The following is an 11,809-nucleotide window of genomic DNA, read 5'->3' as shown; positions in this document are numbered from 1 at the left end:
GAATTCTATTCCTGAAGCTTTCTTCATATCATGTATACATTGACCCAGGCGAGCCAACAATGACCATGTATGATCATCGAATGTTAGCGAAGACATTCATCGTTACAGGCGGGAATAGCGGCTTGGGCTTCGAGTGTGCGTCCGTCTTGGCAAAGGACAGTAGCATTCTGGTGATTATCGCTTGCCGGGACGTCCAGAAGGGCGAGCAAGCAGCTCAACTCTTGCGTGACGCGAGGGGTAATGTGGAGGTCCTGCCGTTAGACTTAGCTAAGCAGGTCTCGATTCGCGTCTTCGTCGAGGCGTTCCGTAAGTGTCAATTTCCTCCGCTAGCCGGCATCATCTGCAACGCTGGCGGGCAAAGCGTCACCGCACCAACAAAGACTACGGAGGGTTATGAGACGACGTTCGCAGTCAACCATCTGGGCCATTTTCTGCTGAGCCGTCTCCTGCTCCCTGATCTTTCAAGCGCTGGGCGCATAACGTTTGTATCCAGTGGGACGCACGATCCCGAGCAAAAGACTGGTATGCCCGAGCCACGCTACACCAACGCCGAGGCGCTGGCGCACGATTTCGAGCCCGGTCCGCAGGCGGGCAGGCGCCGCTACACAACTTCCAAGCTCTGCAATATCTACACCGCCTATGAATATGCCCGCCGTTTTGCTGCATCTCCGGATCTACGTATCCAATCTCTGCGAGTCAATGCTTTTGACCCAGGTCTTATGCCCGGCACTGGCTTGGCGCGGGACTATTCCGCTCCGCTTCGTTTCATCTCCAGATATATCCTGCCCGCGCTATCGCTATTCGTAAGTAACATCCATAGCCCGGCGACATCTGGGCGGCGGCTCGCGCTGCTCGCTTCAGGGAGCGAGGGATCAGTCACGGGTAAATATTTCTCCGATGGGCGGGAGATCCGATCGTCAGACACGTCATACGACACGAACAACGCGCTCGACCTGTGGAACATGAGTGCTGAAATGACCGGACTTCCGTCAGAGTTGTGATGCGCATTTCACATTACAGCTTCGCAGATCACTAAAGCTATCACCGAGCTTGTGCCCAACCGAGTGCTGTTGAACCCGACTTTCTGAAAGGACTTTCGCGAGCCCTGAAAATCCGGCCGAGCGTGCAGCTAGAAGTTGCTGTGAACAGTCCTGAGAGTGAGCGCAAGTGTAGATCCTAGTATTAAGGTGTGAACGACCGCATTTGGCCGTTCCTATTGTTGACCACCGGTAGCTTAGGGTCGATATGCGTTTTATCGTAGCCATGAACAACAGCGAGCCTAAGCAGACCTTGAAAGACTTCATCGATTATCGGACCTGGCCCGAGGGCACTCTGGGCTAGCAGGCTGGGCATCCCGTCGCAGGAGCTGGTCTAGGCCTGCCTGTTATTTGTTGCAGGGTTTTGCGAGGAGCAAAGGAGTGCGCAACAAAACGTTTAGCCTCAGTCCAGTCCTCCTGATTGTCGATAACCAAATCACTGATCTTAGAATTCTGAGTGACGCAGTGCGAGACTTAGCCGATGTCTATGTCGCCAAATGTGGTCAGGAGGCGCTTGAAATTGCTCGTCAATGCAGGCCCGATGTGGTTTTGCTCGACATAGAAATGCTAGGAATGAGTGGCTTCGAGGTCTGCCGGGCGCTGAAATCCGATCCGGAGCTTTTGGACGCAGCGGTCATTTTTGTAAGCTCTCATACGCAGACAGACGATGAGCTTCGCGCTCTCGAGTGCGGCGGAGTGGACTTCATTCAAAAGCCGCTGAATATTCCAGTTGCCAGAGCCCATATCAAGGCTCATATCGCCTTGCGAAATGAGGCCAAGAGGCTCGCTAATCACGATGCATTAACTGGACTACCCAACCGAATACTGTTGCAGGATCGTACCGAGCAGGCTTTACAAAAGGCCCGTCGCAACCATGGCCGCGTGGCGATGCTACTGCTTGATTTGGATAACTTCAAAGTTATCAACAATTCGATGGGCCACCCCGTCGGCGACTTGGTGTTGCGAGAGGTTGCATCGCGGTTATCGCGGTCACTGCGCGTAGTGGATACCGTTAGCAGGCAAGGAGGAGACGAGTACATCCTCCTCCTGCCAGAGGTGATCAGTTTCGACGCTGTGGGCGGCTTCGCTGAAAGGGTCCTCGCAACAATTGCCAGTCCTATTTCCATCCAGGCACACCGATACGACCTTTCCGCAAGCGTCGGCATCAGTGTATTCCCTGAGGATAGTGACGATCTGGAGTCACTTTACCGACATGCCGAATCGGCCATGTACCAAGCGAAGGTTTCAGGTCGCAACCGCTATTGTTTTTTTTCTCCGCATATCGAAAGCAGCACGCGTGCCCGGCACTTGCTTGAGCGTCATATGCGCACTGCTTTGGAAGATGGTGTCTTTGAGGTCTTTTACCAGGCGAAGGTCGATGCCCGACATAACCGGATCATTGGGATGGAGGCGTTGATCCGATGGCGCAATCATGAAGGAGTTTTGGTCTCGCCTGTCGATTTCATTCCACTGGCAGAAGAAACAGGGCTGATCATCCCGATTGGCAAGTACGTTCTGCTCCAGGCCTGCAAGGACGCGAGAGCGCTTCGTGAACTGGGCCATGACATTTCCATTAGCGTGAACATCTCCGTCGTGCAATTTCGCGAGGAATCCTTCCTAGATATGGTGAAAGACATCCTGGTCGAATCTGGATTAGAAGCAGAACACCTGGAATTGGAGATTACCGAAGGGGTGCTGGCAAGAGACATTGATAACGCCTGCGAAACCCTTTTTCATTTAAAAGCGTTAGGGGTTCGCATTGCTATCGACGATTTCGGCACAGGTTATTCGAGTCTGACATATCTCAAACGGTTTCCAATTGATGTTATGAAAATAGATCAGAGCTTTGTACGAGATATGCTCACCGACAAAAACGATTTGGCGATCATTGAGGCGATCATAAAGTTAGGCCAGGCGCTAGGCCTTGAGTTGGTGGCCGAAGGCGTAGAAACACAGGAACAGGCCTATGCGCTTCTGGGGCAAGGCTGCCAGATCATGCAAGGTTTTCTTTATGGCCGTCCTATTCCCTTCGCTCAAATATGCTCATTTTTATCCTCGGGGCTCGAAGTGAATGTCCTGCATGCGAACTAAGTTGCAGACACCCCCCAACAGGGTTCGAACTTTAATATTGAAGGCTTTCTGCAATGGAACAATGCGGATGAGAAAACATAAGTTTTTTGCATTGAGCTGGGGAGTAGCTATCACTCTGGTGGTGGGGCTGGGGGCAAGCACTCTGGGGAGCTGGACCCTTGAACATTTCAACGAGCAATTGGCCCAAGAAGCGGTCGCTAAGGCTGCCGAGGAAGCAGCAGACTCGGTGTTGACTCGACTCCGGCTTTATCAATACGGGTTGCGAGGCGCTCGTGGGGCCGTGCTGACTGCGGGAGAACATGGTCTCAGTCGCGAAATTTTCCTCCGATACAGCCAAACTCGCGATCTTGCTACTGAGTTTCCTGGCGCACTCGGGTTTGGTTTTATAAGACGTGTACAAGAGCAAGACGAAGGTCAGTTTCTTAGGCGTGTTAGAGCTGATGGCAAAGCTGATTTCTCCATTCGTCAACTCTCACCCCATTCAGGCGAGCGTTACGTTGTCCAGTATGTCGAACCGGTTGAGGGTAACCAGGCTGCAATTGGCTTGGACATAGCTTCGGAACCGGCGCGGCGAGAGGCTGCCCAGTCTGCAATGCAAAGCGGTCAGGCACGGATTACCGCCCCCATCACACTGGTAACGGGCATAGGAAAGCCGCAGCAGTCTTTCTTGGTGCTGTTACCCATTTATCGTGAAGGGGTGACTCCATCAACCGTTGCAGAGCGAGAGGCAGCGGCATTTGGCTGGAGCTTCACCGGGTTGCTGACAGAGGAGGTGCTCAACGGCCTACGCGTGGAAAATGAATCGATCCATCTGCGATTGAGGGATATCACCGTCCCCGGACGAGAGGAGGTGTTTTATCAAAGCTCCGACGACTCGACTAGCCGTCAAACATTGATGACCCATCAGGTGGAGCGCGAGGTGTACGGGAGGCGATGGCAAATCGAACTCGGCGCGCACCCGTTGTTCATCCAGCGTTTGCATCAGGTTTCGCCGAAAGTCGTCCTTTTGTTGGGTGGTTTGCTTACAGTTCTTCTAGCTACTTTGGTTGGAGTCGTGAGCGTCAGTCATCAACGACGGCGGCAGATACTCGCCGATCAAGCAAGGCTGGCCGCCATCGTTGAAAGCTCGGCCGATGGCATTATCGGTAAGACTCTCGATGGCTTCGTCACCAACTGGAACAAGGGAGCCGAGCATCTTTTTGGCTATACCGCCGAGGAGACCGTGGGTCGCTCACTGGTCAGCTTGGTTGTTCCTGAGGCGCTTGTAGCTGAGGAAGCCCATATCCTTGCGCGTATCAGCGCGGGGGAACGGATAAGGAGCTTTGATACCCAACGTCGATGCAAAGATAACCGGCTGATTGATGTCTCCGTAAGCATCTCACCCATTTTTGGCGAGGGTGGTCGCGTCGTAGGAGCCTCCAAGACGTTAAGGGATATCTCGGAGAAAAAAGCAACAGAGGCCCGAATTCTCGAACTCAATTCCAGCCTGGAGGAACAGGTGGCGCAACGAACTTCCGAGTTACGGCATCTCAATCTATTGCTAGGAACTGTGCTGCGCTCGGCCACCGAGGTTTCGATCATTGCGACGGATCTCGATGGCGTTATTCGCGTGTTCAACAAGGGCGCCGAGCATATGTTGGGTTATGACGCCGATGAGTTGCTGGGTAAAAACACACCTTCATTGATTCATGAACCAGAGGAAATCGCTGCTCGTGGTGTTGAACTGAGCGAGGAGTACGCTCAGGCAATCGATGGTTTCCGTGTGCTGACCCATAAACCCGAGCTTGAAGGCGCAGAAACCCGGGAGTGGACTTACATACGTAAGGACGGCTCGCGGTTTCCTGTCACGCTGGTGGTCACGTCCATGCGCGATGACAATGGGAAATTGAGCGGCCACCTTGGCATCGCGGTAGACATCACCAATCGTAAAGCGGCAGAAAAGGAACTGGCTGCGAGCTTGGAGACGACACAAAAGCAACGTAGCGAACTGATGTCGGTGCATGATCAGTTGCTGATGGCCGCTGAAGTTGCCGAATTGGGCATCTGGTCCTGGACGTTTGCGGACAATACCTTGCAATGGAATGACCGCATGTTCGAGTTCTATGGTCAGCCACTGACGTTGCGCGATACTGGTCTAAGTTTTAAGCACTGGCTCTCTCGAATTCACCCCGAGGATGCTGTAGCTGCGGCTGCAAAGCTGAATGCCGCCGTCGAGGGGTCTGGTGTGTACGATACAATTTTCCGCGTCGTTCGCCCGGACGACCAGATTCGCTTCATTCAGGCAGGCGCGCAGGTCGAACGCAGTCCAAACGGTGCGGCTTTGCGTGTGACGGGCATCAATCGGGACATTACCTCCCAGCGCGAGCTAGAGTCACACCTGCTTTACGCCAAGGAACAGGCTGATACTGCGAGTGCGGCCAAGTCTGCCTTCCTGGCCAACATGAGTCATGAAATACGGACGCCGATGAACGCCGTGTTGGGTATGTTGCAGTTGGTGCAGAAGACTGACCTGAATGGTCGTCAACTCGACTATGTGACCAAAGCGCAGACCGCTGCGAAATCACTGCTGGGTTTGCTCAATGACATCCTTGACTACTCCAAGATTGAGGCTGGCAAGCTGGAACTCGATGTGCACCCGTTCGAACTCGAACCGCTCATGCGTGACCTCGCCGTTGTGCTGGCCGGCAACCAGGGCCAGAAAGAGGTCGAGGTCATGTTCGACCTGGACTCCAATCTACCCAACGACCTGATCGGCGATAGCCTGCGGCTGCAACAGGTGCTGATCAACCTGGCGGGTAACGCCCTCAAGTTCACCATGGAAGGCCAGATCGTGGTCAGCGTCGAGCAACTGATGCGCACGGAAAATACTGTGAGCTTACGCATCGCCGTTTCTGATACCGGCATCGGTATCAGCCCGGAGCAACTTCAGCGCATTTTTGAAGGATTCACTCAGGCCGAGGCTTCAACCACCCGCCGCTTTGGCGGCACCGGTCTGGGTCTGGTGATCTGCAAGCGATTGGTCAGCTTGATGGGCGGTGAACTTCAGGTAGAGAGCCAGCAAAGTCTCGGAAGTCGCTTCTGGTTCGATATCCCTTTGGGTATAGCGCAGACTTCGCTGCTGCGACCTGCCTGCCCTGGAGTCGATGTGTCCATACGGATACTGGTAGTCGACGACAACGCCATGGCGGGTGAGTTGCTGTTGCGAACCGTTCATGCATTGGGGTGGAAGGCCGACCACGTGAGCGGTGGCACCCAAGCGGTGGAGTGGGTGAAGAAAGCCCAGGTGCGAGGCGAAGCCTACGACGTGGTACTGATGGACTGGCGGATGTCCGATATGGATGGGCTGAGCGCGGCGCAATTGATTCATCAGCAGGGCAACGGCATGCCTCCTCCAATGGTCATTATGATTACCGCTTACGGCCGTGAAGTGCTGGCCGACGCAAACGAGACGGGAGACGCTCCCTTCGTGGGATTTCTCACCAAGCCTGTCACTCCCAAGCAATTAGCCGATGCTGTTCAGCGAGCACTCAACGGCAAAGGCCTTCCGCAGTCACTCCCGTCCAAGTCAACTGTTGACAGGCCGCAGCGTCTGGCCGGGTTGCGGCTATTGGTGGTGGAAGACAACATGCTTAATCGGCAGGTTGCCGATGAGTTACTGACAGGGGAAGGCGCTCAGGTGACGCTGGCTGAAGGTGGGCTGGAAGGTGTGAGCAGGGTGATGACTGAAAATGTGTCCTTCGACGCCGTGTTGATGGATATCCAGATGCCGGATATTGATGGCTTGGAGGCGACCCGTCGCATTCGATCGGATCCACGTTTTTCAGCGCTGCCGATCGTGGCGATGACCGCAAATGCCTCCGATACCGACCGTGAGGCCTGTCTTGCTGCGGGGATGAATGAGCATGTCGGCAAGCCTATAGATCTGGAACAACTCGTCGCAACACTACTTTTTCAAGCGGGCCGTGAGGATCCCGAGGCATCTCCAGCCTCGGGTCAAGCCAATACAGGAGAAGGCGACATCGAGCCTCGAGCATCGATCATTAGCCGCTTTGGTGGTGACCTCAATTTGATCCGCACCGTGCTGCGTAATTTTGGCCCCGAGCTAGAAAAACAGCTTGGTCGGTTGCACGATCAGATCCAGCGGCGAGACGCATCGGGGGCAGCTTTCGTGCTTCATACAATTAAAGGTAGCAGCGGCACCATGGGTGCAAAGGCGATGTCGTTGCTGGCCGGCGATCTGGAGCACAAACTGAAATCCGCAGATGCAGAGTCGGTAGCGCGCATCTTTGCTGACGCAACATGGTTTGACGAATTGAGCAGGTTACTGCAACAAAGTCTTGAGCAGATGAATGTCGATTTTGGTCAGAGCGCGAGTGCAAAGCTCTGTGTTGACTCCGAATTGATGGCGCTCGCGCAATGGCGAAAATCCCTTGAAGAGATTTTGCTGTTGCTGGAAGCGGGCAACCTTCAGGTCATAGAGCTGGCAGACGCATTGGCGTTAAAAACGCCGCAATCCCTGCGCCCACAGTTCGACGAACTGGTTGTCATGGTGCAGTCGCTAGACTTTTCTGCTGCGATGCCGATTGGTCGTGAACTGTTGAGATCCGCCTGATGGAACAATCGATGGAAACCTGGTTACCACATCCCCATAACCGTCCAAAACTCCTCATTGTCGACGACCAACCGATTAATATCCGGGTACTTCACGAGTTGTTTCGTGAGGACTGTGATGTATTCATGGCCACCAGCGGTGAGCAGTCGATCACGGTATGCCACGCCCAACTACCCGATCTGATTCTGCTGGACGTGGTCATGGAGGGCATCGACGGGCATGAAGTATGTCGTCGACTCAAGGCTGACTCTGCGACCCAGGACATCCCCGTCATATTCATTACCGCACAGCAGCAGGAGTCGGATGAGGTACTAGGTCTGGAACTTGGCGCGGTGGACTTCATCAGCAAACCCATCAATCCAATCATTGTTAGAGCCCGTGTGCGAACACAGCTGACCCTGAAACTACAGAACGATCTGCTGCGTTCCATGGCATTGATGGATGGCCTTACTGGAGTGGCTAATCGACGCAAATTCGATGAGGACATATTGACGGATTGGCGCCGGTGCTTTCGAGAGCAAAAGCCGCTGTCGCTCATCATGGTGGATGTCGACTTTTTCAAACGCTACAACGATCAATATGGGCACCAGGCTGGAGATGGCTGCCTGAAATCTGTTGCCCAAGCTTTATCTGAAATGATTAGACGCCCCTACGATTTGGTCGCTCGGTATGGTGGCGAAGAGTTTGCCTGCATCCTACCCAATACAGATCTTTGCGGAGCGGTCCAACTTGCAGAAAAAATGCAAGAGCACATCCGGGCGCTGGGTATCGAGCATTCTGCTTCTGATGTAGCTCGTGTGGTGACTCTTTCTTTAGGTGTCGCAACATTGACGCCCACTGATGACCATGAATTCCAGGCGTTGATAGAGGCTGCGGATAAGCAACTCTATGAAGCGAAGAAAGCTGGCAGGGCCAGGGTATGTTCATCTGCAATTTTGTCCGGTTAAGAATCTCCCTTTTGCAGATTACATTTTTGGTGAGATCTATTAGGCAAGCATTAAATCGAGAACTTGCGCTGTTCGGGTGGACGGGAGATCAAAGGAGTCTGTAGTGGGGGTTGACCACTACTTGCCCAGGCTGTGTAAAAAACGCAGACATGGTTTTGAAGTCAGCGTTACCCCGCCTATTTACCTGGGAGCTGTTTGCTTGCTTGTATAGTTCGCCGGTGAGGAATAGATTCGGTTGTGAACCTTTTTACCCCCAAAATTGAAATGGATATCGCCGTGACTCAATCCCGATTGCTCGCTCACAACCGCATTTCCTGACGTCAGCGACCTCTACTTCGTCGTCGGACAAACCCGGGCCGCAAAGCCTTGCGAAATGGTGCATTAATCCAGTGCGGTGACTCGAATGCGCGTGATGATTTTGGAAGATGACCCCTGGATAGCAGACCTGCTGAAAGAGTTGGTTTTGAGCATCCGTCCGTTGGCGCAAGTCGATTGTTTTGGCGATGTTGCCAGCGCCTTGCATGCCTGGCAGCAGGGTGCCTATCAGATGGTCATGGCCGACTGGGATCTACCGGATGCCAGCGGTGTAAACTTGTTGCAAACGATTCGTGCACAGGATCAGAAAACACCGCTGATTATGATCACCGGGCGTTCGGATCGAGCCAGTGTCCTGGCAGTGAGGCCTTTGGGGATCAGCGCTTTTTTTACCAAGCCGTTTCAGGTGTCGCGCGTCGTTGAATGCCTCAACGCGCTCCTTCCTGCCGATACGAATGTGCAAGTGCCCGCTGTTATTGATGAAAACCTTATCGACTATCTCAGTGGATTATCCACCCATGAGCTGGACCTGCCATTACTCGCTCAGGTAAAGGAAAAACTTCAGCTGGGGTACGGGGGAGAACTGCTGGACGTTCGCGAGCTGGTCCAGGATTGGCAGCATGATCCGGCGCTGTGCGCTCATCTGATTGCGGCAGCCAACAGCGCTGCTTATCACGGGGTGGGCCAACCCTGCACCAGTTTAATCGATGCCATCAAACGATTGGGAGGGCTTACCAGTGTGAATCTGGCGTTGAGCCAGGCCCTGCGACAGGCCAATACCCAAACCAATGGGGTGCTGATGACCTGCATGCAGTCTTATCTGGATAATGCCGAGGGCCTGGCTGAACAGGTTGTTTCCCTGGCTCGAAGATGCAAGCTGGATCCGACGCCACTACAGAGTGCTGCGCTGCTGCACCGGATAGGCGAGCTGTGTGTGCTTTACCAAATCCAGAAGTGGGAGGGCCAGGGGCATAGGGTGGATGAAGAAGTGCTCACCCATGTCCTGCGTGATTTCGCCGCCCCCTTTGCCATCAAGTTGAAAGCCTCCTGGGGACTCCCTCAGGCACTGCGTGAGTTGATAGGCGCGATCTACGCGTTGCCTCCCATGCAGGTACGTCGCGAGCAAGTGGTCATGCGCCTTGGGGCCGCCATGAAAAATGGCGAGCCTGAAGCGGAACTCGAAAGACTTAAACGATTGGCGGGCCTAGCCTGAGGGCATTCGGGAAAGCAGACAGGGCATCCCTCCGCAGAAAAGGCGGTTGAGGATTTTTTGTTATTAAATGCAAGGGTAAATCACCAGGGAATTACACCCACCGTAGTGTGCGTAAACATGCCGGTTGGGCCTTCGGAACCCAGCAGTGCGACGCGCACGGCCTCGGCAGCCCCGTCCTCTACCGTATCTGTGCCAGCGAAGCCGTTGAGCTTTGTCTTGGTGAAGCCGGGGGACACCGCATTGACCGGGATGCCATCTGCCTCCAGTTCGATCGCCATCGCTAGGGTCAAGGCGTTGAGAGCCGTCTTCGAGGCGGCATAAGTGGTGTCGAAAGATGCGCGCAAAGGAGAATTCGGGTCAGAGATCAGCGTCAGCGACCCGGCACCGCTGGAAACGTTGACGATGCGAGAATTCGGCGTTTCACGCAAGATCGGCACCATCGCCTGATAGACAGAGAGCACCCCGAACACGTTCGTATCCCAGATGGTGCGCATCTCGTAGAGGGAGACGGTGCTTGGGCGGTGCGCCTTCGAATATTCCTCCGGAGTTTGCACCTGATCGCTGGTCGTCGAGATGGCAGCATTCTGGATCAGCACGTCGAGGCGGCCGAACTCCTTGCGAATCCGCTCCGCCGCTGCCGTGACTGACGCCTGATTCGTCACATCCAGCTGGATCGCGACGGCGTTCGCCCCCACCGCCTTGGCAGCAGCCTCGCCGCGCTCGATATTGCGAGAGCCTAAGAGGACGGTGAACCCCTTGGCGGTCAGATCCTTGACGATCTGGAGTCCAATTCCTTGGTTGGCGCCTGTAACGAGTGCGACGGGCATATCGTGCATATCGTGCATATCGTGCATATTGAACTCCATATGGGATGTTGTTGGCGCCAGCGCATTTCGTTAAACTGCATAAGCTGGAGCGATGCTCCGATTATCATATGGAGCATTGCTCCCTTTAGCAAGAGGCGTATGTGTCAAACGTTCACTCAGATGACCAACCGACTCGCGCGTCGCCGGACGCAGGTAGCAAACGCCGCCTCCGCGTCGACGCTCAGCGAAGCATCGACGCTCTGGTAGCGGCGGCGACTGAATTGTTCGCCACGACGGGCGTAAATGCCACGACTCGTGAAATTGCCGACCGAGCAGGCGTCGGCATGGGCACGCTCTTTCGTCGTTTTCCTCAGAGGGCCGACCTGATTGCCGCAGTCTTCGACAGAGAAATGGACGCCTGTGCCGAAGCCGCCACCGCCCTTGCTACGAAACATCCGCCGTTCGAAGCGCTGGCGAAATGGATGCAGGTCTATGCTGAGTTTGTCAGCACCAAGCGGGGTCTAGCCAAGGCACTCAGTTCCGGCGATCCCGTGTTTGCTGGTGTGTTCGACCGCTTCGATCAGCGCCTTCGCCCCGCGGCCCAGAAGCTCTACGAAGCAGCGGTGGCGGCCGGTGAGGCGCGTCCTGAAATGGATGCCGCCGAAATACTGTGTGCGGTTTCGACTTTGTGCATGTCGACTTTCACTGGAAAGCCTGACCATGCGGGTCAAATGACGGGGCTCCTCGTGGAGGGACTTCGACTGCCACGCTGATGCGGAAGGTTGATC

Annotated in this window: 7 protein-coding genes; 6 read left to right on the top strand and 1 reads right to left on the bottom strand. The window is 54.6% G+C overall.

Annotation, left to right across the window (positions count from 1 at the left end):
• Window positions 1–59 precede the first annotated feature (59 nt).
• The 5 genes from ACA057_RS22720 (at window position 60) to ACA057_RS22700 (ending at window position 10,215) form a co-directional block, all read left to right on the top strand.
• Complete coding sequence (locus tag ACA057_RS22720; protein WP_497342526.1) at window positions 60–1,001, top strand: SDR family NAD(P)-dependent oxidoreductase; 942 nt, start codon at window positions 60–62, stop codon at window positions 999–1,001.
• Between the two features lie 417 nt (window positions 1,002–1,418).
• The gene (locus ACA057_RS22715; protein WP_497342524.1) at window positions 1,419–3,128 is read left to right on the top strand and encodes a putative bifunctional diguanylate cyclase/phosphodiesterase; all 1,710 of its coding nucleotides are present in this window, start codon (window positions 1,419–1,421) and stop codon (window positions 3,126–3,128) included.
• Window positions 3,129–3,189: 61 nt separating this feature from the next.
• Entirely contained in the window at window positions 3,190–7,740 is a 4,551-nt protein-coding gene (locus ACA057_RS22710; protein ID WP_497342522.1) for a CHASE domain-containing protein, read from the top strand.
• Window positions 7,740–8,687: a diguanylate cyclase gene (locus ACA057_RS22705; protein ID WP_497342520.1), complete on the top strand. Its 948-nt coding sequence runs from the start codon at window positions 7,740–7,742 to the stop codon at window positions 8,685–8,687. Before ACA057_RS22710 ends, ACA057_RS22705 begins: the two co-directional genes overlap by 1 nt.
• A gap of 403 nt (window positions 8,688–9,090) precedes the next feature.
• Entirely contained in the window at window positions 9,091–10,215 is a 1,125-nt protein-coding gene (locus ACA057_RS22700; protein WP_497342518.1) for an HDOD domain-containing protein, read from the top strand.
• 80 nt (window positions 10,216–10,295) lie between these two features.
• On the opposite strand, the gene ACA057_RS22695 is transcribed toward ACA057_RS22700, so the two are convergent.
• Window positions 10,296–11,069 carry an SDR family NAD(P)-dependent oxidoreductase gene (locus ACA057_RS22695; protein WP_497342516.1) on the bottom strand — a complete coding sequence of 258 codons (774 nt, stop codon included), beginning with the start codon at window positions 11,067–11,069 and terminating at the stop codon, window positions 10,296–10,298.
• 113 nt (window positions 11,070–11,182) lie between these two features.
• On the opposite strand from ACA057_RS22695, the gene ACA057_RS22690 reads away from it, so the two are divergent.
• Entirely contained in the window at window positions 11,183–11,794 is a 612-nt protein-coding gene (locus ACA057_RS22690) for a TetR/AcrR family transcriptional regulator (RefSeq protein ID WP_497342514.1), read from the top strand.
• Window positions 11,795–11,809: the final 15 nt, after the last annotated feature.

It is taken from the genome of Pseudomonas sp. LBUM1661 (assembly GCF_059695925.1).
Note: the sequence above shows the minus strand (reverse complement) of the source record. Positions and strands in the feature narration are given on the sequence as shown.

What these genes read in the sequence shown, in the direction of transcription:
- ACA057_RS22720 (WP_497342526.1), top strand. Translation starts at nt 60, where the DNA reads ATGACCATGTATGATCATCGAATGTTAGCGAAGACATTCATCGTTACA.
- ACA057_RS22710 (WP_497342522.1), top strand. Translation starts at nt 3,190, where the DNA reads ATGCGGATGAGAAAACATAAGTTTTTTGCATTGAGCTGGGGAGTAGCT.
- ACA057_RS22705 (WP_497342520.1), top strand. Translation starts at nt 7,740, where the DNA reads ATGGAACAATCGATGGAAACCTGGTTACCACATCCCCATAACCGTCCA.
- ACA057_RS22700 (WP_497342518.1), top strand. Translation starts at nt 9,091, where the DNA reads ATGCGCGTGATGATTTTGGAAGATGACCCCTGGATAGCAGACCTGCTG.
- ACA057_RS22695 (WP_497342516.1), bottom strand. Translation starts at nt 11,069, where the DNA reads ATGCACGATATGCACGATATGCACGATATGCCCGTCGCACTCGTTACA.